Origin of the sequence: Ktedonobacter racemifer DSM 44963 (assembly GCF_000178855.1) — a bacterium.
In the GTDB taxonomy this organism is placed as follows: Bacteria; Chloroflexota; Ktedonobacteria; order Ktedonobacterales; family Ktedonobacteraceae; genus Ktedonobacter; species Ktedonobacter racemifer.
On the sequence record NZ_ADVG01000004.1, the window covers coordinates 537030 to 562121 of the forward strand.

At 53.0% G+C, this 25092-nt stretch carries 26 protein-coding genes and 2 pseudogenes; 16 read left to right on the top strand and 12 right to left on the bottom strand.

Going from position 1 to position 25092, the window contains the following annotated elements; genetic code table 11:
- Position 1: 1 nt before the first annotated feature.
- The gene (locus tag KRAC_RS43995; RefSeq protein ID WP_007918471.1) at positions 2 to 595 is read right to left on the bottom strand and encodes a DinB family protein; all 594 of its coding nucleotides are present in this window, start codon (positions 593 to 595) and stop codon (positions 2 to 4) included.
- 116 nt (positions 596 to 711) lie between these two features.
- Between KRAC_RS43995 and KRAC_RS74095 the strand changes: the two genes are divergently transcribed.
- Complete coding sequence (locus tag KRAC_RS74095; protein WP_040447142.1) at positions 712 to 978, top strand: hypothetical protein; 267 nt, start codon at positions 712 to 714, stop codon at positions 976 to 978.
- Positions 979 to 1244: 266 nt separating this feature from the next.
- Here KRAC_RS74095 and KRAC_RS44005 read toward each other — a convergent pair whose 3' ends face one another.
- The 4 genes from KRAC_RS44005 to KRAC_RS63765 form a co-directional block, all read right to left on the bottom strand.
- Positions 1245 to 1961, bottom strand: a complete 717-nt coding sequence (locus KRAC_RS44005; RefSeq protein ID WP_083815224.1) for an IS6 family transposase — start codon at positions 1959 to 1961, stop codon at positions 1245 to 1247.
- Positions 1962 to 2635: 674 nt separating this feature from the next.
- A complete protein-coding gene (locus KRAC_RS44010) occupies positions 2636 to 2830 on the bottom strand; it encodes a hypothetical protein (RefSeq protein ID WP_007918475.1) in 195 nt (64 codons plus the stop codon).
- 11 nt (positions 2831 to 2841) lie between these two features.
- On the bottom strand, positions 2842 to 3303 hold the full coding sequence (locus KRAC_RS44015) for a helix-turn-helix domain-containing protein (protein WP_007918476.1): 462 nt from the start codon (positions 3301 to 3303) through the stop codon (positions 2842 to 2844).
- A gap of 75 nt (positions 3304 to 3378) precedes the next feature.
- Positions 3379 to 4223 (bottom strand): IS5 family transposase gene (locus KRAC_RS63765; RefSeq protein ID WP_476629972.1). Its coding sequence is split into 2 segments (ribosomal slippage): positions 3379 to 3908 and positions 3908 to 4223, totalling 846 coding nucleotides; the frame shifts between segments, so codons are not numbered across the junction.
- A gap of 121 nt (positions 4224 to 4344) precedes the next feature.
- Between KRAC_RS63765 and KRAC_RS63775 the strand changes: the two genes are divergently transcribed.
- From KRAC_RS63775 to KRAC_RS72755, 3 genes are all read left to right on the top strand, one after another.
- Positions 4345 to 4803 carry a class I SAM-dependent methyltransferase gene (locus KRAC_RS63775; RefSeq protein WP_052569148.1) on the top strand — a complete coding sequence of 153 codons (459 nt, stop codon included), beginning with the start codon at positions 4345 to 4347 and terminating at the stop codon, positions 4801 to 4803.
- A gap of 158 nt (positions 4804 to 4961) precedes the next feature.
- The gene (locus KRAC_RS72750; protein WP_007905169.1) at positions 4962 to 5477 is read left to right on the top strand and encodes a helix-turn-helix domain-containing protein; all 516 of its coding nucleotides are present in this window, start codon (positions 4962 to 4964) and stop codon (positions 5475 to 5477) included.
- The gene (locus KRAC_RS72755) at positions 5474 to 6091 is read left to right on the top strand and encodes a transposase (RefSeq protein ID WP_007905171.1); all 618 of its coding nucleotides are present in this window, start codon (positions 5474 to 5476) and stop codon (positions 6089 to 6091) included. Before KRAC_RS72750 ends, KRAC_RS72755 begins: the two co-directional genes overlap by 4 nt.
- Before the next feature lie 249 nt (positions 6092 to 6340).
- Here the strand turns inward: KRAC_RS72755 and KRAC_RS44040 are convergent, their stop codons facing one another.
- A complete protein-coding gene (locus tag KRAC_RS44040; protein ID WP_007918481.1) occupies positions 6341 to 7333 on the bottom strand; it encodes a TIGR03557 family F420-dependent LLM class oxidoreductase in 993 nt (330 codons plus the stop codon).
- 345 nt (positions 7334 to 7678) lie between these two features.
- Between KRAC_RS44040 and KRAC_RS44045 the strand changes: the two genes are divergently transcribed.
- The 6 genes from KRAC_RS44045 to KRAC_RS44070 all read left to right on the top strand — a co-directional run bounded on the left by KRAC_RS44045 (position 7679) and on the right by KRAC_RS44070 (position 13691).
- Positions 7679 to 8626: an LLM class F420-dependent oxidoreductase gene (locus tag KRAC_RS44045; protein ID WP_040447143.1), complete on the top strand. Its 948-nt coding sequence runs from the start codon at positions 7679 to 7681 to the stop codon at positions 8624 to 8626.
- A 280-nt stretch (positions 8627 to 8906) separates the two neighbouring features.
- Positions 8907 to 9704: a hypothetical protein gene (locus KRAC_RS44050; RefSeq protein ID WP_007918484.1), complete on the top strand. Its 798-nt coding sequence runs from the start codon at positions 8907 to 8909 to the stop codon at positions 9702 to 9704.
- Entirely contained in the window at positions 9701 to 9976 is a 276-nt protein-coding gene (locus KRAC_RS44055) for a hypothetical protein (protein ID WP_007918486.1), read from the top strand. Before KRAC_RS44050 ends, KRAC_RS44055 begins: the two co-directional genes overlap by 4 nt.
- 4 nt (positions 9977 to 9980) lie before the next feature.
- Complete coding sequence (locus tag KRAC_RS44060) at positions 9981 to 11720, top strand: ABC transporter ATP-binding protein (protein WP_007918487.1); 1740 nt, start codon at positions 9981 to 9983, stop codon at positions 11718 to 11720.
- Entirely contained in the window at positions 11717 to 12694 is a 978-nt protein-coding gene (locus tag KRAC_RS44065; protein ID WP_007918488.1) for an energy-coupling factor transporter transmembrane component T family protein, read from the top strand. Before KRAC_RS44060 ends, KRAC_RS44065 begins: the two co-directional genes overlap by 4 nt.
- Before the next feature lie 73 nt (positions 12695 to 12767).
- Entirely contained in the window at positions 12768 to 13691 is a 924-nt protein-coding gene (locus KRAC_RS44070) for an HAD family hydrolase (protein ID WP_007918489.1), read from the top strand.
- 234 nt (positions 13692 to 13925) lie between these two features.
- Here the strand turns inward: KRAC_RS44070 and KRAC_RS44075 are convergent, their stop codons facing one another.
- Complete coding sequence (locus KRAC_RS44075; RefSeq protein ID WP_007918491.1) at positions 13926 to 14477, bottom strand: hypothetical protein; 552 nt, start codon at positions 14475 to 14477, stop codon at positions 13926 to 13928.
- 243 nt (positions 14478 to 14720) lie between these two features.
- Positions 14721 to 15275 (bottom strand): IS630 family transposase, encoded by a 555-nt coding sequence (locus KRAC_RS44080; RefSeq protein WP_007918492.1) that lies wholly within the window; start codon positions 15273 to 15275, stop codon positions 14721 to 14723.
- 120 nt (positions 15276 to 15395) lie between these two features.
- Between KRAC_RS44080 and KRAC_RS74915 the strand changes: the two genes are divergently transcribed.
- Complete coding sequence (locus KRAC_RS74915) at positions 15396 to 15722, top strand: DsbA family protein (RefSeq protein ID WP_007918494.1); 327 nt, start codon at positions 15396 to 15398, stop codon at positions 15720 to 15722.
- Positions 15656 to 16117 (top strand): DsbA family oxidoreductase, encoded by a 462-nt coding sequence (locus KRAC_RS74920; RefSeq protein ID WP_211221429.1) that lies wholly within the window; start codon positions 15656 to 15658, stop codon positions 16115 to 16117. Before KRAC_RS74915 ends, KRAC_RS74920 begins: the two co-directional genes overlap by 67 nt.
- Before the next feature lie 57 nt (positions 16118 to 16174).
- Here the strand turns inward: KRAC_RS74920 and KRAC_RS44090 are convergent, their stop codons facing one another.
- The 3 genes from KRAC_RS44090 to KRAC_RS44100 all read right to left on the bottom strand — a co-directional run bounded on the left by KRAC_RS44090 (position 16175) and on the right by KRAC_RS44100 (position 18918).
- Complete coding sequence (locus KRAC_RS44090) at positions 16175 to 17449, bottom strand: MFS transporter (protein WP_007918497.1); 1275 nt, start codon at positions 17447 to 17449, stop codon at positions 16175 to 16177.
- A 330-nt stretch (positions 17450 to 17779) separates the two neighbouring features.
- Positions 17780 to 18199 (bottom strand): nitroreductase family deazaflavin-dependent oxidoreductase, encoded by a 420-nt coding sequence (locus KRAC_RS44095; RefSeq protein ID WP_007918499.1) that lies wholly within the window; start codon positions 18197 to 18199, stop codon positions 17780 to 17782.
- 197 nt (positions 18200 to 18396) lie between these two features.
- On the bottom strand, positions 18397 to 18918 hold the full coding sequence (locus KRAC_RS44100) for a cupin domain-containing protein (protein WP_007918500.1): 522 nt from the start codon (positions 18916 to 18918) through the stop codon (positions 18397 to 18399).
- Positions 18919 to 19096: 178 nt separating this feature from the next.
- Here KRAC_RS44100 and KRAC_RS44105 point away from each other — a divergent pair.
- A pseudogene (locus KRAC_RS44105) lies at positions 19097 to 20411 on the top strand (RNA-guided endonuclease InsQ/TnpB family protein).
- 195 nt (positions 20412 to 20606) lie between these two features.
- Here KRAC_RS44105 and KRAC_RS44110 read toward each other — a convergent pair.
- The gene (locus KRAC_RS44110; RefSeq protein WP_007918501.1) at positions 20607 to 22070 is read right to left on the bottom strand and encodes a glucoamylase family protein; all 1464 of its coding nucleotides are present in this window, start codon (positions 22068 to 22070) and stop codon (positions 20607 to 20609) included.
- 532 nt (positions 22071 to 22602) lie between these two features.
- Between KRAC_RS44110 and KRAC_RS44115 the strand changes: the two genes are divergently transcribed.
- The 3 genes and pseudogenes from KRAC_RS44115 to KRAC_RS80235 all read left to right on the top strand — a co-directional run.
- Positions 22603 to 24198 carry an acetate and sugar kinases/Hsc70/actin family protein gene (locus tag KRAC_RS44115; protein WP_007918502.1) on the top strand — a complete coding sequence of 532 codons (1596 nt, stop codon included), beginning with the start codon at positions 22603 to 22605 and terminating at the stop codon, positions 24196 to 24198.
- Between the two features lie 10 nt (positions 24199 to 24208).
- Positions 24209 to 24637 (top strand): hypothetical protein, encoded by a 429-nt coding sequence (locus tag KRAC_RS44120; protein WP_040447146.1) that lies wholly within the window; start codon positions 24209 to 24211, stop codon positions 24635 to 24637.
- Between the two features lie 227 nt (positions 24638 to 24864).
- Positions 24865 to 25084 (top strand): annotated as a pseudogene (locus tag KRAC_RS80235) (IS6 family transposase); the annotation flags it as partial.
- Between the last annotated feature and the right edge of the window lie 8 nt (positions 25085 to 25092).

Consider the following 25092-nt stretch of genomic DNA (forward strand, 5'->3'; position numbering starts at 1 on the left):
CTTAATCCAACTCGATTACTGGCAGGCCGTGGACGCCGAGAATGGTGGAGATTTCGCTGCCATGATGGATGTCATGTTCGAGCACACCCCAGATGATCTGCTGGCGTGAAACTGCGGGTCTCACTACTCCAGAACGAGCCGCCGCATCCAACCACATCTGGGCGAATGGCTGGAGCGCAGGCTCTACCAGTTTCGCGTGACGCACACGTTCCGCCTCGCCAAAAGGCGGGAAGACCTGCTCAAGATCAGCAGGGGTCAGGCGGGCAAGCGTCTGCTCGATCATCTGCCAGGTCTTCTCAAGTCCGGCAACCAGTTCTGCCGCCGGGTGGCATGGATCCACGTCCGCCTCACAGACTCCCAAAGCCCATAATTCGAGGGAAGTCAGGTCGGCGCTCCCCTCGCCCATCCGTGCGTGGAACCACCAGGCGCGATTGGCGACAATATGCGTCGCGTACATGCCAATCGACCAGTGTTGCGGCGTGTTGCGCAAGGCAAGCTGCTCTCCTGTAAGGGGCGCGATGGCCGCGACAAGACGCTGATTGTGGATCCCCCAACCCGCGTAGAAGGGGAGGAGTGAAAGCTGATGTTCTGTCATGATAGCTATTCCTTGCTTTTTTCTGAGAGAAAAAGACAGCACGATCGTATCAACTCGCGCGAGGAAACGATGGGAGAGACCAGAGGGAGGAGAGAGAGCAGGTCATCGCTTGCACAATGATCGAATATGCGGCTGCCACGACAGGGGAAAAGATGGCATCCATCTGCCAATTGGTATGGTGGATGGGGAACATCAGCAATGCGTTCGCCGCAGTTCCATGCCTGACACCTCTTTGCCGCACGCTTCTCCATATCTCTGAGCACCATCAAATTCTTGCGTTATCACTATCCGCCGTCTCGCTTTGGCAAAGCCAGAAAGGCCGTCGAGCAGGAATCATGCCCTGCGGCATTCCAGGCGTGGAACGGCTGAGCGCCCATGCCTGATGAGAGTCACGCGATAGATGGAAGCAAGAATGGTAACGTCTGTTTCACTGTTTGAACAGGAAACAGGATGGAGTTAGCAGCACACTGGCATAGATGTCAAAACCTCCCCAAAAAATGAGTGAATACTTCACTACTATACAGGGAGAGAGATGATCCTGTCAAGGAGAGGTTGGCGAACGGGTAGCCGTCAGATTTTTGCAGAGAATGGGGCTGTGTTGCAAAAACACTGGAAGGAAAAAATGAAAATGCCCGCTCTATTGCTGGGTTTAGAGAGCTACTCCAAACAGTTCAGCGATGAATATCGCTTGGCTTCGAGTCTCTCCTTTGTCTACACCTTGCATCTGACCTTTTCTGAGCATATTGATGATCTCATACCCTTGCAAGGTTCTTTGTGCAGTCTCAAAGGAAAAGAAGCCCATCCCTGGTTTCGTCAGCCGTTTGATGAATCGATGGTCTTGTTCAATCTGGTTGTTGAGATACTTACGTTGCCGGAGTTCACAAGAGGCTGCAAGAATCCCTTCGGCTTTCAATTCGTTGAAGGCTTTGGGATACGCCGCGTTTTTATCGACTGTGATAACGCGCGGAGCCACCGTATGGGAGGCCCCAAGGGCTTTCGCGAAAAAAAGCTTCCCAGCCTGTGTATCGCGTGTGGTGCTCAGATGGAACTCCAGCGTGTTCCCGTGGGAGTCCACCGCGCGATACAGATACATCCACGTCCCTTTGACCTTCACATACGTTTCGTCAACGCGCCACGAGTCAGTCGTCTCTTTGAGAGGGGGGCGGCAGTGCTTCTCCAACTCGGGAGCATATCGCTGCACCCAACGATAGATCGTGGTATGATCGACTCGTAGACCCCGCTCCTGCATGATTTCCTCCAGGTCTCGATAGCTGAGTGAAAAGCGGAGATACCAACCAACACAGAGCAAAATAATCTCAGCTTCGAAATGGCGCCATTTAAACGGAGCTTGCGCTGTCAGAACCATCTTCTTCTCTTCTTTTGGTCTTATCCTACCAGATGAGGTTCTTATTTTGCAACACAGCCGATCTGGGCGGATCTGTTTGCACCCAATGCAGAACTGCCAGCACTGACTGCAGGTCTCTGCTATCCAGATGGGCTGCCATGTTCGTGTGTGTCTCTCCCAGGAAACTGATGTGGAAGACGAGTTGGCGTGCTTGCTACGCTCCCGGCATTGAGGCGCACATGAGCCGGTAGGTGCATCGGGAATCAAACCACCAGATTTCCAGAATCCCCCCACGAGATCTCGCTGATCGGCGAGCGAGTGCTCAGGGGATGGGAGGAAGTCTTGAGCGTCCTGCGGAGAGTAATGGAAATGGGTATTTCGGGCCTTCATGGCTGTATCGAAGGCTTCAAGAAGCGAAGGCAGTTTCTGATCGAGTATCCTCTTCAGAAGCTGAGAAGGTGTCTCGCCCATAAAGATGCGGTTGATGAGGGTGAGAGCCAGGTCACTACCCTCGCTTCTTTGTTGGATGAGAAAATCTATGTCCACGCGTGCGTGGGCCCAGGTTAGCAGGTCCTGTTCGACTTGCTGCTGCTCTGCCGCAGAAAGAGGAGATCGGCTTGAGTCCAAATCCATGGCTTGTCCCTTTCTTTGTCTGTAGGTGTGCAAATAGAGAGCCTGTTATTAACACCTAGTGGTCAGTCCAGTAAGGCATTGCGGGTGCCATTGCGTTGATATTCATAGTCTGGACGCGCGGAAACTCCTGGCGCAACAGCTTGGGAAGGAGAGACATCGGCGATCAAAGACACCGGTTTTTCATCAAAGCACACCGTGGGATACTGCGGATCGTACTCCTCTTCATAGAGTTCGAGCACATCTTCCATGGCTGCCACAAATGGTGCTCCTACCTGTGGAATGCACCAGTGCTCGTGTTGCCACGGTTTGAGTTCGTTTTTTTCAAGAGTTGACGGATCGTCTCCGGCGAAATGGACTCGACAAAGCCAAGTTCTACCGCTTGGTCGGCGAGCAAGCGCACGGTCCAATGATCATGGCCATCTGGCACAGGGCTACACGTTATGGCCACCAGGTGAGCTGATTGAACTGGAGTCAGCGCGTGCCGTCGGTGGGCTTGGGGCTGATCCTGAAGCACACGGGCCAGACCGCCCTCAGCATACCGCTCACGAACGCGTTTCACGGTAGAAAGGCTGGTTTCGATGGCTTCCATGATGCGCTGATTAGACCAACCGTCTGCGGCTTTGAGCAGGATACGCGCACGGGTCAAGGTTCGAGCATTGGCTTTGCCCCGATGCAACACGGCTTGCAGTTCTTTGCGATCTGATGCGGTGAGTTTGATTGGTTCTTTCATCTCTCTACGCTAGCACACGAGGGCGTTTCTGTCAAACCTAACTGGACTGACCACTAGAGACTGTATGTAAAGGCTTCAAGATGGGGCTCTCGCTAGGCGACGCAGAAGCAAGCGGATCTGAGACGCGTAAATCCAACTTTCGCTGCTTTCTGGCAAGAACTCGTAGTCCTTGCAGAGCCGACGGCAGAAGGTGAGCCAAGCAAAGGTCCGTTCGACCACCCAGCGGCGCGGAAGGACTCCTCGGAAACCGGTATGCAAAGGAGGAAGTCGTCGCCACTCAAAGCGCAGATGAGCCAGATCATTGATGTCGCCTATGGGAACCCACTCTCCTCGGGAACGAGGGGGATGTTGGACGACGGTAACGCTCCACCCCAAATGCTCTTCTATCCAGGTTTTCCTACTTCCCGTGTAGCCTTGGTCAACCCAGACGTGCTCGAGGCGAGGATAGCGAGCTTGAACCCCCTGTAGGAACGCAACCGCTGCTCGATCTTGCACATCTGCCGTATGAACCTTCAGATGCAGGATCAATCCCAACGTATCAACGAGAACCTGACGTTTTCGCCCGTTTATTTTCTTGCCGCCATCATAGCCACGGGTCCCCCTTTTTGACTCGTCTTGACCGTTTGACTGTCGAGAATGGCGGCACTGGGGGGAGGTTCTCGCCCTTGCTGTTTCCTTTGCGCCTCTCTCAGAACAGTATGCATCCTTTCCCAACTCCCGTTCCTGCACCACGTACGGAAGTAGGTCCAGACGGTTGACCAGGGCGGGAACTCACGAGGAAGCATGCGCCATTGGCAACCGCTTCTCAAGATATACAGAATCGCATTCACGATTTCCCTCATGTTCACCGCTCGTGGTCGTCCACCTAGCCTGGCGGGCGGGATCAAGGGTTCCAAGATTGCCCATTCCTCATCACTCATATCGCGCGGGATAGGCACGCCATCTCATGGAAGTCCTCCTGCTTGAGATAAACGTCCCTGCTCAGTTTCTTTGACACTCCTCTCCCTTTCAATTTTACCGCTTTACATACAGTCTCTAGTGATGGAAGTGGCCCGCCGCGTGGGCCGTGCAGGCCGCGTTGCGGGCATTGACCCCGGACGTCAGCAGATTGCCCGTGCCCGCGCGAAAGCGGCCCGGCGCGACGTGCCCATCGAGTTCCAGATCGGGGTGATCGAGCAACTCGCCTTTCCCGATCAGACATTTGACGTGGTGTTCTCGACCTTGATGGTGCATCATTTGCCTGCTCCCCTCAAACGCCAGGGACTCGCGGAAATCGCCCGGGTGCTCAAACCAAGGGGGCGGCTGGTCATTGCCGATTTCACGCACAAGAAGGAACGTCAGGATCAGGCTGCGCGCTTTCACGCTGGAGGGAGCCGCATGCAAAATCTGGCTGCTATCGTCTCGGACGCCGGTTTCGAGTCGGTGGAAACAGAGGAAATGCAGCCCTCGCGATTCTCGTCTTTCCCTGGAGCAGGTTTTGTCTGTGCATACAAAAGCTAGGCTAAACGTTGAAAGAAAGAGTTTTCTAAAGTACTGACAAAGCGAGAGTAATATGTGGAGTTGCCCCAATTCAGTAAAAGCCGAGAACAGAAGGAAGCTTTCCTTCTCCTAGTGCAATCGTCCAAAAGAAAGTAGGAAAGTAGCCGATATGAGAAGGTATGCAACCCATTTTCATTCGACCACTCACCGAATCCGAGCGAGCCCATATCGAGGCTCACTTACGCTCCGGCTCAGCCTTTGTGCTACGCCGTTGCCAGATCCTTCTGGCTTCAGCCCGTGGAGAGCGAGCCATCGCCATTGCGCGGCAGCTGGGCTGCGACGACCAGACAGTGCGCAATGTGATCAAAGACTTCAACGAGCAGGGGCTCGACGTGCTCAAGAAGGAGTCCTGTCGCCCTCATCGGCTACGCACCAGCATTGCCGACGAGAATCTGCCAGCCTTGCGCGATCTGCTCCATCGCAGCCCGCGCGATTTTGGGATCGAGCGCAATCTCTGGTCTCTCCCACTGGTGGCGCAAATCTGCTTGTCACAAGGACTCGTAGCTGCCCCGACCACTGCTGCCAGTGTCCGCCGCGCGCTCAAGCGCTTGGGCGTCAGTTGGAAACGAGCCAAGCACTGGATTACCAGCCCCGATCCGCAGTATGCACGAAAAAAAAGGCTCGTGACCGCTTGATCGCGTACGCTCAACCCCGCTCTGATTGGGCCATTGGCTTCCTCGACGAGGTCTGGTGGAGCCGATTTGCTCTTCCACGCCTTCACACCTGGCAAGATCCAGAGTACCCAGTCCGTTTGGTTGAGCAATCCTGGCAAAAGAATGACCCTGACCCAAAAGCATTGGCTTGCTATGGTGTCCTCTGGCAAAACGGAACCACGGAGGAACCCGTGCGAGAGCAGATGTGGCTTCGTTTTGTCACAGGACGCCCGGTGAGTGAGATCACCATCCAGTTTCTGGACTGGTGTTGTCAGCAATTGGCCGCACAAGGCAAACGTCAGTGGCTCCTCATCTGGGACAACGCCTCCTGGCATGTGAGTAAGATGGTGCGCACCTGGATCAGAAAACACAACCTCGCTGTCAAACAAACGGACGAAGGGGTACGGATTTTGCCTTTCCAACTGCCCACCAAAAGTCCCTGGCTCAATCCAATTGAGCCCAAGTGGGTCCATGGCAAACGCAATGTGGCCGAAACCAATGGGCTGCTTTCGGCTCACCACCTCGCTGAGCGAGTCTGTGCCTATTATGGGTGTGCATATGAGCCACATTTATCTCTTCCCGAAAAGGTTTCGTAATCTTGCACTAGAAATTGAAGAATTCATCGAGAAAGAAGAGGCTGAAGTGATATCGTTTCACTTCAACCTCTTCCCTCTTGACTTCCAACCCCGCTTAAATTACGATCGGTATTCCTTTTTTCCCGAACAACTCATGGATGTCATTTAATATGTCCTCTACCTCGCGAGGTTCTATACACTCACCTTCATCAAAAACCTCGATTGTTACATGCACGGGTAGCTCTCCCGCTTCTGCCTTTATAAACTCACCTACAAATTGCGCAACTTAGGTAGCACGTCGCGGGCGTAGCTCTCAATAAAGGCGAGCTGGTCTGGGCCGCCAGAGTGGAAGATGATGTGGTCAAAACCCAGGTCGATGTACTGTTTGACAAACTTCACGTGGTCCTCGGGATTGGAGGAGAAACAGCCCATCTTCTTGAGCGTATCCGCGCCAACCACCTCGCCATTCTCCTGCGACATCTTCGGCGTATAGATCTTCTGATCGAAGAGTGCCGGGACATACGCGCCCGCCCAGTATTTCAAGCGCGACTGAATCTCCGCCTCGGGATTATCAGAATAGCCCACTGTCAGCTCAAGCCAGCGCGGCATACGTTTGGGATCTTTTCCAGCCTCGCGAGCGCTCTCTTCAAAGCTTTTGATGATCTCCTGGTAGATCTTCGGCTGCTTGCCTCCTACAGACCAGAGGCCATCACCGTATTTGCCCGCGAATTGCGCGCTATGGGGCACCAGGGCCGAGACGATAATGGGAATCGGACCGGTTGGCGGCGTGTACAGCCTGGCCTTATTTGTGTGATAGTATTTCCCCTTATAGGTTACCAGCTCGCCGGTCCAGAGGGCGCGAATCAACTCGATGGCCTCGGCCAGGCGGTCGCGACGTTCCGCGTATTCAGGCCACTGCCCAGTCGCGGCAAATTCGTTAAGCGCCTCGCCTGTGCCTACGCCAAGAGCGAAACGCCTGGGGGCAAAATGGGTGACGGTTGCGGAGGCCTGGGCGATAATCGATGGATGATAGCGTAGAATGGGGCAGGTCACACCTGAGCTAAGGGTGATGCGCTGCGTCTGGGTCGCGACCGAGCCAAACCAGGTCCAGGTAAAGCAGGCCTGGCCCTCCTCGCTCCAGGGGTGAAAGTGATCACTAGCGTCAAGCATATCAAAACCCGCCTTGTCAGCGGCGATGGCATACTTCATAAGCTCAACAGGGGGATACTGCTCCGGGCCTGCCTTCCAACCAAGCTGTACCATGATGCCTCCTCTTTCTAAGATAGCCTTCTTAGCGCCGATAAGCGCAGCATAGGGGACTTCTTCTGAAAGAGACACGAAGCAACTTTTTCTCGCGTGTACATTTCTGCCAAAGAAATATACATTTGCACGATAATATAAGGTTACGTCCATACACAGGCTGAGCACTTAACAGCAGAGCCGCCTTTATCGATGCTATAATGCTTCTGAAAGGTCCTGTAGTCGGATGCCCAGCGCTGCTAAAGCACGCGCCTACATATGGTGCGATATGCTCCGTACCATGATATGTAGGCGCGTGCTTTAGCAGCGCTGGGCAACAAAAAAACGAAAGAAGAGGTATTGTTTTTCATGGCTCTAAAATTTGGCGTCTCCCTCCCTCAAGGATGGACGATGGACCTGACAGGTATCAAAGACCCCGTTGAGGCATACGAGACAATGACCCGGGTCGCGCAGACCGCCGACGAAACTGGCTTTGACTCGGTCTGGCTCGTCGATCACTTTCATACCATTCCTCGCCCCTCACAGGAGGTCACCTTTGAGTGCTGGACAAGCACGGCCGCCCTGGCCCGCGATACCAAGCGCGTGCGCATCGGCCAGATGGTAACGTGCAATGGATATCGCAATCCAGCCATCCTCGCCAAGATGGCGAGCACGGTGGATGTACTCAGCCATGGGCGCCTGAACTTCGGCATCGGCGCGGGCTGGTATGAGCATGAGTACCGCGCCTATGGCTATGAGTATCCCGACGCCCCCGAACGCCTGCGTATGCTGCGCGAAGCCGTCCAGGTCATCAAGAATATGTGGACGCAGGAGGAGGCTGTCTTCGAGGGGAAATACTATCAAGTGCGCGGCGCAATCAACCAGCCTAAGGGCGTACAGAAGCCTCACATTCCTCTGCTGATTGGTGGCGGTGGCGAGAAGGTCACGCTCAAACTGGTCGCTCAGTATGGCGACGCCTGTAACGTCGGCGGCGATATAACAACCATTAAGCACAAATTCGACGTCATTAAAGATCACTGCGCAAATGTGGAACGCGACTACGAGAGCATTCACCGCACTACGACCACATTCTGCTCCCTGGCCGAGACTGATGCAGCCGCTCTCGCCCAGGTTCCTGATTTTGTGAAGAACCAGTTCGGAGATCGCATCAATAACGCCCTTATTGGCAGTCCCGCCACCATTCGCCAGCGCCTGGCGGAATATGAGGAGGCTGGCGTACAAGAACTCATTCTCGGCTTCCTGGATCGCACCAACACGGATGCCCTCCGCCACTTCGCCCAGGAGTTTATCTCCTAGCCATTCTCCTTCATCGAAAACTTTCACAGAGTAAAGGGGATGCTGAACGCGGCAATTGTCGCGTTCAGCATCCCCTTTTTATTTTGTAACAGCAATTTCAATGTAACAAGTGTGATTTTTAACAAGTTTTACATAAATTTCATACTCGCATTACCTGTGATTAAAAGTCAGATTCTATACTTCATTTAGCTAATCCAAGAGGAGCGTCTAGTGCTCCTCTTGCTAAAGCTATTTAACCACACCTTTCTTACACTCATCCGTTAGCTAAGGAGATGCCGACATGATGCCATCATCATGGCAGGGAACGACCACAGTCTCTCTGCCCCCTCAGGTCAATCTCATTATCTACATCATTGTCTGGGCTATCGTTATCGCTGGTCTCTTCTTCATTTTTCAGCGTAGCCGCTCAGCCAAATTCGCCCGCTGGACAACCCAGGATATCCTTATCATTGCGATCATGGCCGTGCTGCTTGAGGTCTACGATAACCTCATCGGCGACCAGTTCATTACCCCTATCATTCAGCTTATTCCTTTCGGTCACTTGCTAGCACTCAATGACCTGCCCTACATGTTCTTGCTCATGGTCGGCGTCGCCCTGGTACGCAAGCCCGGCTGTGCTACCGCTATGGTATTTCTCAATTACATTCTGATGCAATTGTTCTATAGCGGCTCCGGCATCAATGTGCTGATGTGGCAATACGGCCTGTTGCAGGGCCTGTTTATCGATCTCTATCTTGTAGCGCGTGGTGGTCGCGTCTTCGCTCGCGCCGATTGGACAGCGGTTGTGGATGGCCTGATCATGGGCGCCCTACGCGCCGTTCCCGCCGTGACCATTCAGAGTTCTATCCTTAGCCCTTTCCTTCAGGGCGAGGCCAAAACGCTTGGCTACATCTTCTTCTACTCCCTCTTCAACCTGATCGGCAACGGCGTGGAGGCCGCTATCTCTGGTCCGTTGGCGGTACGCATCGCGCAGTCGGTAAATCCAGCCGCCGCGCGCACTGCTGAGCAGGCGGAGGCCGAAGAGGAAGAAACCGTCGTCCCTGCTGATACCACCCTTGGAGAGGGGAGCGCATCATGAATCCAGTCGCACTTCGCCGCATCGCCATCGCGGGCCTGATCTTGACGCTACTTGTGGCAATTGATGGCATCTACATGGTTGTGACTAATTACAACCCTGATGATACCAGCGGCCATATGTCCCATCTTTCAGACGGGGCCACCGTCCTGATCGCTGCCGCGCTGCTCCTCATCATCACCGTCGTTGCTTTTGTCCTGTCTCAACGCACCCAGCCTGGACAAGTCTCGGTACCACAGCCAGCAGCTATCACGGAAGCAGAGGGTCAAGAGTAATATTATGCCAGACGTTCATGTGAAAAATGTCTCGTTTACCTACGCGGGCTCCTCACATGCCGTCCTTCGCTCTGTCAATCTCACTATACCTGAAGGCGAGTTCGTCTTACTCGCCGGGCCATCCGGGTGCGGGAAATCCACTCTCGCACTCGCGCTGGCCGGACTCATTCCATCACGCATTGCCGGATCTTTCAAAGGACGCATTTCTCTGGGAGACAAGCCAATCAGCACGATGGAGGTACACGAAGCGGCTCAACATATCGGGATCGTTTTCCAGAGCCCCGAAGAGCAACTTGTGCATCTTGATGTTGAGTCCGAGGTCGCCTTTGGACCAGAGAATCTCGCACTCTCCCATGATGAGATCGAAAGCAGAGTACGGACCGCACTTGCCTACACCCATATGGAGCCATTGCGCAAACTGGAGATCTTCGCCCTCTCGGGCGGCCAGAAACAGCGCGTAGCCATTGCCGCCACGCTTGCTATGCAGTCACGTGTTCTCGTGCTCGATGAGCCAACCTCTGACCTGGACCCCGTTGGCACTCAGGAGGTCCTCAACGTCTTGCGCACCTTAAACAAGCGCTACGGCTGGACGATTATCCTGATTGAGCATAAAATTGACGAGGTCATCCCCTGGGTTGACCGCGTCCTCCTCATGGACCAGGGCAAGGTCGTTGTGGACGCCCCGCCCCACCAGGCATTCGCCGCGATGGAGCTTTGGGAGCGTCCAGGTGTGGCCATCCCCCAGATGGTACACCTGGCTCGCCAGCTTCCCGATATCTTTCCCGATGTGCTCCCCCTCTCAGTCGATGAAGCTCACGCGGCCCTGAGAGGAACGCGCTATGCTCAAGCCCTCCAACGTGAGGCCGCGCAGTTCTCACCTGAGCCTGCTTCTTTGCTTGCTTCTTCCTCAGCCAGTTCAATACTCTCCTGGGAGCAGGTTGGCCTGGCCTATGGCGAGAAGACAATTCTCAGCGATATCAACCTGACAGTTCAGCCACGGGAATGGTTGGCGCTTGTCGGCTCCAATGGCGCGGGCAAGACCTCTCTCGCCTCGCTGGCAATGGGCTTTCAAGCACCCACGCTGGGCGCTATCCAGTACGAGGGCAAGCCTGTCATCCCCGGCCAGATCTCGCGCCAGTCGCAACATATGGCCTACCTGTTCCAGGCCGCCGATAAAATGCTTTTTACGCCTACTGTGGAGAAAGAGCTTCTCTTCGGTGCGCAGAGCCAGCGCAAGCGCAAAGACATTACGCCCACCTCCTATAGCGTGGAGCACCTGCTTGAAATCGTGGATTTGCTGGCCTATCGCCACACCAATCCCTTCCACCTGAGCTACGGCCAGCGCAAACGCCTGGCTATCGGCGCGCTCCTGGCACGCTATCCACGCGTGCTCATCCTGGATGAACCCACTACGGGGCAGGATGAGAAGCACGCCCGCGCCTTCTTACAGTTTCTACAACAGTTGCGTGAGCGAGAGCGCCTGACCTACCTGATGATTACGCATAATATGCAGGCGGTCGCCGAGTATGCCACGCGCATGGTTGTGCTCCACGATACACGCATCGTGATGGACGGGCCGCCCGAGCAGGTCTTTGCCCATAGCGCTGAGTTGGAGCAATACGGCATCCTTTCGCCACCTATCGCGCAGTTACATGCCCGGCTCTGCGAGCAGCAGGCTCAACGCGTCGCGCTCAACCTTCCCACGCTCTTACAGACATTTCAGTCTATCGAGGCCCACCCATGATCGCGAACTTGCAACAATTCTTATTCCATACTCTCATCGGAGAGACACTCATTGGCTATCTGTTGATGTTCGTGGTCCCCTTGAGCCTGCCCATCATCCTGGTGACGCTCGTGGGAGTCCAGGGGGTGCGCCACCTCTTCTCCTATGAGCCACGACCAACCTTTGTCCATTCCCTGGATCCACGCATCAAGATTCTCTATCCCCTTGTGATTGGCACCTTGAGCGTGCTGCTCAACTGGAACTTTGTCTACCTGCTGCTGATCATTACTGTCATTCCTTGGATTCTGGTTAAGGCCTCCTTTGTGCGCGCGCGCCTCGTGCTGACAATGATCCTAACGCCCGCCCTGGGCATTGTCTGGTCACAGGGCATGTTCTATGTTCCGCTCACAGGCCATATCCATTTCCTCTTTACCTTCCCTCCCACCCTCAACTGGATAGGCACGCCCGGCATCTCTACTGAAGGCTTGTTGTATGGCCTGCAACAGACCGGGCGCGTCATGGTGGCAGCCTCGGCGACGCTTATCCTCCTGCTCACAACCAAGCCATCTGAGGTTATCTGGGCCTTCTACAAGTTCCGCATGCCACCCGCCGTGGGACTCGCGGTCACGGTCGCGCTGCGCTTCCTTCCGCAACTCATCGAGCGAACCACGGTTCTGCTCCAGGTCATGCAGGTGCGTGGCTATAATTTGACCAGGCCGCGCTGGTGGGAGTTACCCGCCTGGCCCGACTATATCGGGCGCGTCTGTGCCGCCTTGCCAACGCTTACGGTGCCGCTACTCATCGGCTCCCTGCGCTCAACCTCCACTATGGCCATGGTCGTTGATGCCCGCGCCTTTGGTGTTAGCAAGACCCGAGGCTCACTTCAAGAGCACCGCCTGGCAAAGAATGATTATGTAGCAATTGGCGCGCTAGCGCTTGTTACGCTCATTACCCTGACCCTGATCCTGCTGCACATCGCCAACCGCCAGGCATAATCTCAACAAGTGGCGAATTATCCCGAAAAATCATAAAATACAACTGAAGCATTAAAAAATAAGGAGTACAATAGTGACAGATATCATCTCAGAACTCTCTCATCGTCGTGTTCAATGTCTGCTCTTCGACCTGGGCAATACGCTCTGGCACCGCAATCCCTATGACGAGGTCGCTCCCCTAGAATTTGCCGCCGATCAGCGTGCTATACACCTGTTCCACCAGACATATCCCTCACTCTCTATTCTCAAAGAAAAAGGTGAAGAGGCAGGTATCCTGCTCCGGCGCACCCTCCTGACACAATTCGCGCTTACCATTGAGAAAGATCCATTTATCGAACCCGAGGGGGGCCCCATGGTTCAACAGGCATTTGCAGCCCTGGGCGCTCCAGACCTGGATCTCTCTTTCTGCCAGACAATCTTTGACACCATGCAAATCGGTATCGCGCAATCGCGCACGCTGTTTGACGACGCGCTCTCGACACTTAACGAACTACAGCGACGCCGCTTCCAGTTTGGCGTGGTCACCAATCGTTACTGGGGAGGTCCCTCATTTCAAGAGGATATGCACACTATGAGCCTGCTTGAATATTTCGATCTCGACAAGGTTATGACCTCCGCTGACCTGCATATCCGCAAGCCGAATCCCACCATTTTCCAGCTTGCCCTCCAGGCCTGTGATACAACGGCAGAGACAAGCATCATGATCGGTGACTCGCTGGTCGCCGATGTCGGGGGCGCACAGCAGCTTGGCATCTTCTCCGTCTGGAAGCCCTACAACTATGCAGAAATCGCGAGCTACCTGGCCGAAAGCGAAGGGATCTCGGTCGCTGAATACAATCGCTCACAGCTCCTCTCTCTCAGAGAGCAGGGCATCATTGCACCCTCAACGACCCACCTGCGTAGAGATGGTATCATCTACCTGGAGCACTTCAGCAAGAAGCATATCCGCCCACAACTCATCATTAATCACCTGAGCGAACTGCTGGAATGGGTATAAAGAAGGTCATGGCACACTTACACCTCCTCAACTTGAAATTAGTATAAATTATGTAGTTAACCCCATGTGCAAGTTCTTTCTGGTAGGAGGTGTGGTGTGTGCTGGTGGCTGGCGGCCACCAGCACACACCACACCTCCTACCCCAACGAGCGCCGCAGGCACGAGTGGTCACGCTAAGAACATGCACATCGCGTTAGCTATTGTCAATAGCTTTTGCTTTTCGGTAGAGCCGCATTAAATGATGACGGCCTCCTTGTTCGAGTTCATTTTCACAAGTTTTTCTGCGTTCTTCACCAGATCGTGTGGCTCTACCGCTTTTTCTTCCCCTGAGTTTGGGAATGTCAGTGCGTCTACCTCAAACCATCGATATGGTATCCCCAACCAATAATCAGCTCTCTCTTTAATTCCTCCGTTAATTCCTCGGTAATTCTGAATAATAGTTCGTAGGGTATGTGAAAATAACTTACCAGGCATTTGTGGATGTACTACGATGAAACGATCAGCTGGCCCTTCTCCTTCTGGTTTTCCAGCAAAATTATAGTCTCCACATACACGATCTAATAATCCTAAACCGGAATCAACTCTCTCAACATAAGAAGCAGTAGAAAGAGCTCTAATAGCATCTTCTTCTTCTATTTCCCAGGTCTTGAAATACCACTTTGAATTGTCGACCTCGAGTTGATAGTCATCAAGAACAGATAAGAAGGTTTCATACAAGATAACCCTGTCTGTAGTTGTTTTCTGTTGACCCTTCTTATTTGCAATTTCTGTTTGTTGTAAAGCCATAATGTCCTCCTGGTTTTTTTTCTAGTATAACTTATATATGAGCCTAATAGAAGCGACAAATTTCTATAAATTCATGATTTTTTGTGTGGTCTAATCCTCTATTAATTGATACAAGATTTCTCTAGGCATTTTTGACACAGTCATAAAGACAAAAAAGCCACAGATAGTTTCTATCTGTGGCTGAAACTCTCTCCAAGGAGAGCCTCTTTCCACTCCCTTTTCTATTGATCTCAGCATAAAAACCTAAAGAGCGTAGCCAGCATGAAGAAAACAGTGATGCAGAGCGTGCCTGCGATGCCTAAGCCTGGCGCGGGCGAGCAGCAGTTCGTGCTCAAGCTCAGACAGATCTTTGCAACAGCGATTCTTGAGTTCACGGCGTTTGAGCAGATTCCAGACCCCTTCCTGGGGATTGAGCTCGGGTGCGTAGGCAGGCAAGCGTTCCAGGTGAATGCGTGCAGCAGCGCCCTGAGCCAAGAAGTCTTTGACGACCTGGCAGCGATGAATGGCAGAACCATCCCAGATGATGAGCAATTTGCCTGGGATCTCGCGTAAAAGCAGTCGCAGAAAACACACCACATCAGGCCCCTTGTACGAGCGTTCTTGCGTCTGCATGAGGAGTCGTCCCTCGGGGGTCAGCGCACCAATAGCCGAGATGTGGTCATACGTCAGCGGCACCCACAGGACCGGCGTTTGGCCCACAGGAGCAGAGGTGCGCACCGCCATCGGCAACAGATAAAAGCCCGATTCGTCTACAAAAACAATCTGCCGCTTTTCTTGCTCTGCTTTTAAAGCACACATCTACATATGCCCGTATTATATGTAGACGCGTGCCCTGTGCCCTTCAGGGTATTTAGCAGCGTCGGCCAACCGCCGGGATCAATCTTTCTGCTTACCGCCGTAGACAGAAAGAGACGAGAGATGACACAGCCGCTACGTATTGCCTGCTACTCTGATCTGCACTGCCCCTACGCTTATGTCAACGCGTATCGTCTGCGCCAGCTCCGCACCGAATATGCGGGGCAGATCGAGATTGTCTATAAATCTCGAGCCCTGGAGTATCGCAACAATCAGCCAACGCCTAAGGGCATCCTCGATAACGAGACCGCGGCCCTGATGCTTGAAGAGCCAGAGATTCCCTATCAGCCTGGCACGCCCCTCTCAATGAGTGGCCAGTCACCATGTGGCCAGCCTTTGAAGCCGTCAAATGCGCGGAGCGCCAGGGGTTGCACCTCGCCGCCGAGCTAGATTGGTCATTGCGTGTGGCCTTCTTTGACCAGAGCCGCTGCATCTCTATGCGCCATGTCCTCTTTGCCGTTGCCGAGCAGGTGGGACTGGACATGCGCCAGTTCGCCAACGATTTTGATAGTGGCATCACCAAGGCTCGGGTACTTCGCGAGGCTCAAGAGGGCTGGGAAGAGCTAAGGGTCGAGGCCAGCCCAACGCTGGTACTTCCCAATGGCAAACAGTACTCCTACCGCGCCCTCGGCTTGCCCAGGGCCATCCTTGATCCCAAACGCCACTATCGCCTGGTAGAAATCCACCTGGCTCCTGCAAGGGAGCAGCATGCCTGGACATCTACCACAACATCTTTCGGGAGGCTTTGCAAGCCCAGAAATAACATATTCACTCCTCGCTTCTAAATGTGAACAAGAATAAGAATGGGCTTCGGGCGAATGCCCAAAGCCCATACATACTCTCTATTTCTGCCTCCACAAGACAACTGCCAGCCAGGCAGCATTGAGCATCATGGCACACACCCCACACAACAACGTATAGCGTACACCTATAACTTCGGCAAGCAGACCTGCTAGCAGGGCACCCAGTGGCCCAATCCCGTTGACGAGAAAGTTAATGGCGGCATTAACACGCCCCAACTGGTGCGCGGGAATCTGCTGCTGGCGCAGGCTGATCTCATTAATTGAGAAGAGCGCATATCCAATGTCGCCCATCTGCGCCAGCGCCAGCAGTGCGAAGGCCAGTGAGGGGCCACCAAAGGCCAGCGGGGTCGCCAGAGCGGTCAGTTTGTCCACAATCAAGCCATAGAGCAGGGCACGCCGTGCGCCATAGCGCTGGATAAGCGCAGGGGCAAGAAACGAGCCTATCAGCGCGCTGACGCCTCCCACGGCAATCAGAATCCCATAGAGCACAGGACTCAAATGCAGATCGCGCAACACAAAGATAGCGTACAGTGCGAAAACACCAGCACAAAAAGCCTTGAGCGTGTCATAGATCGCCAAGGTACGCAGAAGCGGATAGGAGAAAAGTATTCTCAGCCCACTCCGCATATCTTCCCACAGCGAGGCGCGCTCCTCAACAACTGGCACAAGCTCTATCTCTCCAGAGTGAATCAGGCCAATGCTCAAGGCCGAGAAGAGAAAGCTTAGCGCGTCAAAGAATACTGCCAGGGGCGCACTTAACCACTGAATTAGCACGCCCGCCAGGGGTGGCCCAGCCACCTCAGCCAGGGACTCGCTGGTTCCAAGCTTACTATTGCCCTCAACCAGTTGTGCATGGCGCACGACCTGGGGGAGAAAGGCTTGATAGGCCGTATCAAAGCAGATGGTGAGCGTGCTTGTAAGAAAGGCAACCAGCAAAAGTTGGAACAGTGAAATCTGTCCAAACAACACCGCTATAGGCAAGCTAAGCAACAATAGCCCCCGGCCCATATCGGCCAGCACTAGCATGGGACGGCGTGGCAGGCGATCAACCCAGGCGCCTATTGGTAGACTAAAAAGCAAGGTAGGCAGACTGGCGAAGAGAGAGAGCAGCCCGACTTGCAAGGGCGTGGCCCCCAGAAGCATGATAGCGATAAATGGGATGGCCGAACCAGTAATGTGTGAACCAAGCAAGGAGACAGTCTGACCACTCCAGAGCAAGCCAAAAGCCCGGTTGAGCCAGAATGAACGGGGCACGACCGCCTCGGGAACCTGTTCGTCTGTTTGTGGCACAGCAGGAATATCGTGTGAAGCCATACAGCGGCTACCTCCATAATGTGTGATGCAACATTGAGAAATGAATAGGAGGTATGGAGGTGTAGCCAGAAAATGAGGATACGGCGCTCCCGTATATGTCTTTTGAGGATAGGGGAAGGAGGATTAAAATGTTTCCCTCACGCCGCGGCTACACCCGGGCGCGAGTGATGAAGATGGTACCCATCGGGGCACCTCGCTTTCGTCTAGAATATCTCTATTATAGTGACACACAAGCACATCTGTCAACATACACAGTGAGCTGATTGGGCGATTTGCCCAATCAGCTCACTGTGTATGTTTCTTCAGTAGCCGCGTACGCCAGTAGCGGGCTTACTGGCGCTCCAGGGCTATCACAGGAATCTTGCGCGTGGTCTTCTTTTCGTAGTCACCAAAGCCAGGCATACGCTCCACGATTCCTGCATAGAGCCGGTCGCGCTCTTCGCCAGTGACTTCGGTGGCCGTCGCCTCAAACGCTTCGGTGCCTACCTCAAGCTTCACCTGGGGATGAGCCACAAGGTTATGATACCAATCAGGATTGGTGGGCGCACCAGCCTTGGAGGCAAAGATAACATAACGCTCGCCATCAGGCAGATAAGCCAGAGGATTCACGCGCTGCTTGCCACTCTTCGCTCCCGTCGTGGTCAACAAAAGCAGCGTGCCGCCCTCAAAAGGGCCACCTACCTTGCCCTCATTCGCACGGAACTCCTCAATGATCTTGCTATTCCAGTCGTTTGCACTTGTTTCAGACAATTTGAACACCTACTATTATTTGATGCGTGTATAACTCTGTGATAAAGAGCCGCCAACACCATTCTATCGACAATATGCACGATATAGATGAATCGCTTTGCCCCTCCACAAACACTGGGGCTTATGTGGGCAAAAAATACATTTACCAATAAAGAAACACTGTATTCCTTCAAATAATTCCCAAAGGGCCTTTTGGGTCAACTAAAGAGTATGAGCAGTTTACGTTCCTCTTCTGAGACCCGCAGCCGTGTATTCCTGGGAATAGGGTAAATCTCTGCACGCTCCCATAATGGGCCAGTGACACTGGTACCACTTCCTAGTTGGACGCCACGCTCACGTAAGGCATTGAGTAATTCGCCCGCATGGAAGAGAAAGATAGAATCAATCAGCCAGGGATTCGCAAAGCTCGGCGTTGTAGTCTCTGGTCCCGTAAACACCAGATAATAGTCTGGAAGCGCATCCGTCTTGATGTTCATTTGTCCATCGCGCCTGGGGTGCCACTGGACATCGATCGTCTGGCCCGCAAGCGGACCCGAAGTGAAATGCCCATCATAGCCCCGACGTTTCCCCGATTCATCAAGCTCTATGTGAAAGATAGTCGCAGCGATATACTCGGCCACATTCCCGACCTGGGCCGTGTGTCCGATCAACGTGGCAATCTTACCATCAATGGTATTTCTCGATTTCAGCAGGCTCGCAAGCCACGGTAAGTCACTCACAATAAGATACCTCCCCTCAGATTCACCCAAAACGCCGCAGGATGCCCCTGCCCTTTCAGGCATGGGGAGGAATGCGGCGTTCCTTTGTCGGTGGCTTGGGTGGAATACGCCGTAGACATTCTCTCATCTGCTCATGTATTATTGACAGTCAGATGAAAACTATGGTATAATTTAGCGTATGCAAACGGTAGTAACAGCGAAACTCAAATTAAATACAACGCCCGAGCAATTCAAGGCATTACGTACAACGCAACTGGCGTATCGGGATTCTCTCAACTATGTGAGCCAGTACGCCTTTGCGCATGGCAAGATGAGCAATGCTGTTCGTTTGCAAGATGCCACCTACGAAGAGATCCGCCTCCGTTTTCATCTGCCTTCGCAAATGGCCTGTTCTGTTCCTCGCCAAGTTGGTGCCTCGTATAAAACCCTCTGGACAAAGGTCAAGAACAATGCTGTTCATCGTAAGGAAGGGAAGACCAAGAAACGCTACAAAGGGCTTGATAAGGCTCCCTAGTTCATCTCCCCCACGTTGACCTATCAGTACAAGAAAGACTACACCTTCAAGAAAGAGCAGCAGGTGAGCATCCTGACCCTTGAGGGACGTGTTATCGTGCCCTATACTGGCTACAATAAGCATGTGGCATTGATCCAGCGTGGAGCGGAGATTGGTGCATCGAAACTCTGGTATGACAAGCCCAAGAAACAATTTTACCTCCTTGTCTCTCTTGAAATTGAGACGGCTGATCCTACACCTGAAACACACAAGCAAGCCGTTGGAGTGGATGTGGGGATGCGATACCTTGCCGTCACGGCGACGATGCAAGGGGATTGCACCTTCCATTCAGGCAAACAGATTGTCCCCAAGGCAAACCACTACGCACGACTGAGAAAACGTCTGCAAAAGAAAGGCACTCGTTCAGCGACAAGAAGGCTCGTTGCTATCAGTGGACGAGAGAGACGGTTGAAGCAGAATACCAATCATGTCGTGAGTAAGCGGATTGTCCTACAGCACCCTCAAAGCTTGATTGGACTGGAGCATCTGACAGACATTCGAGAGCGTACCAAACGACGCAAAGGCAAAAATGCAAAACAGCGAAAAGCCAATCGTACCTTCTCCAAATGGTCCTTCGCTGAGTTGCATAGCATGATTGCCTATAAAGCGCTCTTACATCGAAGTATGGCGATCAAGGTCGATGCCAACTCTACCTCGCAAGCGTGCCCCAAATGTGGGCACACCTGCAAAGAGAATAGACCCAACAAAGGATTGCTCTTCGTCTGTCAGAATTGTCAGTACACGCTCCATGCCGATCTGGTTGGTGCAAGAAACATTGCGATGCGAACGCTTCTTATCCGGCAAGACTGGAGAGGAACGGGCCTCTTGTCAGTACGCGCCTTCTGTGTCGGACGATGAAGCCAAAGCAGCACGCCTGAAACGGTATGCTGAATTGCGGTGGAGTTCAGACACAACTCCAAGCCCTCGGCTTTCGCCGTAGGGTACTGACTTGGATATAGGATATAGTCACTCTTATTGTACGCACAAGCCACGTTCAACTACTACAAGCAGCTTTAAGTAGTGCTTCGCCTCGGCAAATCGTATAACATGCTCACATGTTAGCCTGCGAGAATACAAGAAAGAGTGATATTACTGTTCTGGTAATATCACTCTTTCTGTTATGAGCAAAAGTGCTCTATATGGAGAAGTGCTCGCCCTCCAGATAGGGGCGGGCCGCAGCGATAACGGGATCTTGCATAAAATGCTGTTGCATTTTCTCTCCGCGTAATGCATTATCCAGCGCGGCGATGATCATAGTCTCGTCGAGTACCAGGTAGCGATGTCCAACTGTGCCCGTTGTCGGATTAACGGCATCATAAAACCCATACGGCCCATATAGCGAGGGATAGCGCACGAGTAGCTCCTCAAGGTTCTTAAAGGCATCCTGGGGTGCCACCGTCAACGCAAGAAATGAAGCGTGTGGCGTTACTGCTGTTTCGTCATAGGGGCAGCAGTTGCTATTGGAGGCCAGGGCGTGAGCTCCATATGCCAGGTAATTCCCGGTATCATCAGGCGTACTGGCTGGCGAGAGACCCCAGACGGGATAATGCAACGTCTGCTTGGCGTAGGCGATCTGTGCCTGAGCATAGTGCTGATCATTCAAGCCAAAGCTGTGCTTTCCCCAGGTAGTTTCGGGAATGATCAGATTGTTCATCAGGCCTTCAAACATGCTCCCACCCCAACTGGGAACAAAGTTGATGTTATTGGAGCTGTAGTGACCCTCGAAGACGGTAAACGGCTTACCCGACTGGGGATCTGTATAGGTCACATTAGAACCCTGCGGTGGTTGCCCCTGCCAGGTAAAATCGGCAGGTAGCGTACGCCATGTGCGCCACCAGACATCGCCGGGCATCTTATGGGTGCCAATACCAATGTATGCAGCAATACGCGTTTCGGCATTGAGCATACCATAATGGAAGGTAGCGGGTCCCTGGTCAGCATTATACCCTCCATACATCTGGCCAGCGGTAATATTCGTGCTCTGGTCACCATTGTCGTAGAAGATGCCAAAGTCCATTGCGTCAAACAGCGCTGTGGCCCGCTGCGCCAGCTCAGGGAAGGCCTGGCGAACCAGAATTAGGCCCGTTGCATACCAGCCATTGTCAACTGTAGAGATAAAAGCGCCCTGCACTGGCTGCCCCTCCTGGTCGCTTCCGCCAGGTCCAGATATCCTATGACCAGTACCAGTGTCGTACCAGCTAAAAAGGAAGCCTTGCCACTTACTCAGCTTCTCAACCTCGCTCAAGGTCGCGTTAGCTCTCTGAAGGGCCTGCTTATGTGAGATAAAGCCGAGATCCTCGCCCGCGACAACACTCCAGAAGTAAACCCCTATATTGGTTGGCGAGGTATAGGCACCCCGTGCGGGTGCTCCATTAAAGCCAATGTTGTCGAGTGGCAAATGCGTATTGGGGTCAAGATCAGCATCGAAGAAGCGCCATGTCTGAGCCGCTATAGCGTAGAGGGCCGCGCGCTGCGCGCCATTTAACTCTCCAGAAGGCGCCGCATCGCGCGTAGCAGCATGAGCCACAGGCGCCAATAAGCTCCCCATGGCAAGAATGAACGCTAAGAGCATACCAGAAGTCAAACGCAGTGATTTCAAGTTCCTTCTCTCCTCTCGTCTTTGAGACGATTCCGTTCTTTACTATTACCAAGTATAGATACATGCATCTACCACGTCAATGGTTGCATGCATGCTATTTATCTCGGCTCGCAAGCTCGCCTCAGGGTAAGGGTCATGGGCGTGTAATGCGGGCGCTGCCCGCATTACACGCCCATGACCCTTACCCTGAGTGCCGCAGGCGCGAAGGTTCTCTCGCAATGAAGACTACAGCTAAAGCATGAAACCGCTTCTTATCGACATTCCTTTGTTTTCTCATCCTTATCATATAACATGGATACAGTTCTATCCACGCTCTCCAGCCTCTTTTTTGAATCCTTAAATGGTTTTTGACACCTGATTTTGACACCTTATGCGTTTTCTTTGGATCTGACCAATTATTCTTGGATTTCAACTATAGCAGTTTTATCTCCATAGTCTACTATATACTAAAATATCCCTATATGCCTTTATTTTTGTATATACTTGCAGAGTATGAATAATTTCTAATTGATTGCGCTGAAAGGGACTGCGGATGGCTCGTGCAATTACTGAGAACACCTTATTCTATGGCGACAACTTTGATATCCTCCGTGAATATTTTATTGATGAATGTGTTTTGCGCCCGTGGGGTATCTTAAAAAGAGAACTGTATGAGATGCTTATGGCACGCATGACCCTGACAAAGGTAAGTTGCATGCCAGCAAGAAAAAGAGAAATAATAAAGAAAGTCGTACAAGAGGGAATTTTCATGGCAACTTTTGTAGAAGTCCAGACACAACATCCACACCCTGACAGTCTTCTGGCTAAAGTGGTATCTGGTACTCCCTTGCTGAACAACAAGGACCAGGGGTTAATAGCAGAGGTCCCTTCCCAGCGTTGGAATCGCGAGACATTCTCTTGGTCGCCAGTCATCGCGAAGATGGCCTGTATTGACAATGGCAATGAAGCGTTAAAAGGTGTCATGCCAATAGCGAACGCTCCCTATCTCGCCAGATTGCGAGTGCCTACCGCATATACCCCGGCGAAGAAACTACGGGGCGGTGATGGCCGGATCACATGGCGAGTGAACGGATCAGAGGATTTTTGGATGGGTGACGATGCCCTGGAGACCAAAAAAGCAGAGAGCTTACCGGTCGGTTTCTCTCCTGAACGGTTTCCAGATCACCGTTTTCAGCGGTTCATAGCCGCATTCCAGGTAGAACTGCTGGTCAGGGCGGGACATGGCAAGCGCGATGCATCAGGAAAGCTTATGGAGGGCGGTCAGGGTGAGTTCAATATTTTTCTCTCCATTGGCTTGCCCCCGGAGGAAGTTGATCGAAATGGTGCAACCCCCGAAGCACGCGAAGCACTCAAGTACATCTTCAACAAGCCGTTTGAGGTTGTGCGTGTTGACGAGCAAGGGCAGGAAACTACCTGGCATCTTTGCTTTGTCGAGTTTGTTCCCTATGGACAAACATTCGGGTCCTTCTGTGCCTGGTACTACACACTGGAAGGAGCACCTATTGCGACCAATATCGATCGCCATATTACACTCGACATCGGGGGGGGACAGTTCCACATATGTGAAGTGGAAATTACACCCCGCAGTGGCGAGTCTCGTCCCAAACTGAGGATGAATGCGGAGCAAATCGGGGAGGGCACCATTCTTATTGCGCGCGGCGTTAGCGAGGCTATTCGTCAACAATACAGAACCATTCAACTCTCTGATGCAGAAGCTCAGCATGTTCTGTTGAACCGCATGATTTCCGTTGGCGGACACAGACAACCTGTTAACGACATAGTGAGTCAGGTCATCGCAAGTCGTGTAGACAATCTGAACAGCCTCATAGTGAAATACTTACAATATGGTCAGTCGTTCTTGATGTTTACTGGCGGGGGAAGTGTTCTTCTTCATGATACCCTCCTTCACCTGGTAAACACACATCGCAAAGCGGATTCCTTCTACTTTGTCCCGCCTGAAATCGCGCCTTTCCTCAACGCTATTGGCGGACTAGTGCTCGCCCAGGCGTCAGCACAGCGGGCGATATCGCGCCGCGAGGCACAGCAGGCGATATTGCGCCGCGAGGCACAGCAGGCGATATCGCGCCACGATACACAGCAGGCAGCAGCCGCGGCAGGCGAGAGGTAAAGAGATGAAGATGAGTAGCAAGTACCCAATCAGCATCGAAAATATCCCAGGGGAAGCCTGGGAAATGGTCCAGGCAATCAGCGCAAAAAGTGGGTCGGATACGACTGAGGTTTTACGCCAGTGTGTAGTGGCAGGGTCACTGATCGAACTAATCAAGGCGGGTCCAGACAATGAGGTAGGCGAGTATGGGGAATTCTCCTCAACGTACCTTGCACGCTTGGCGCGACGTGTTCTGGGAGCACCCATTGATTTTTTGTTAGAAACAGGCCAGCACCCCTACCTGGCGCTCACTGCGGATGCAAATGGTCCCACGCCTGCGACAAAAAAGGGGGCATCTGACGCTCCTGCTCCAAGCTTCCTCCTCGATCAAGAGATAATCGAGGAGTTGCAAGGGTTAGGCGTGGGAGAGAGCTTTTCCGCTGGTTGGCAACCAGACTAAGTTGTGCATCCATCAGGTTTGTACCTCTAAATCAGGCAACAAAAAAGCGGCTGGCGAAAGAAAACGCCAGCCGCTTTTTGCTCAGTCATCTACGCTACTCCTGGGGGATAGGGAAGTGTCAGAGCTCAGAAGAAGACCTGGCTTGGAGATCGTTAGTGAGGTATGCGGAGAACCAAGACCTCTCTGATGAGGAGTGATTCAGGAACTGCCCACGCTGCTCTTCAACCATCATCAACGCACAGACCAAGAAAACCGCATGTGGCTCTCGGACGTTGCACTGCTCAGGTGGCAAGCAAACCGGTCCCTGAGCGAACGGGAACACCGTTCAACTCCCTGGAATATCCTCCTGCTCTCGTCCTCCTCGTTGTCCTTTGGCGGCTCCGGTACAAGGTGAGTCTGCGAGATCTCGCCGAACCGTTTCTCGAGCGAGGCTGGACATTCACCCATAGTCTGAG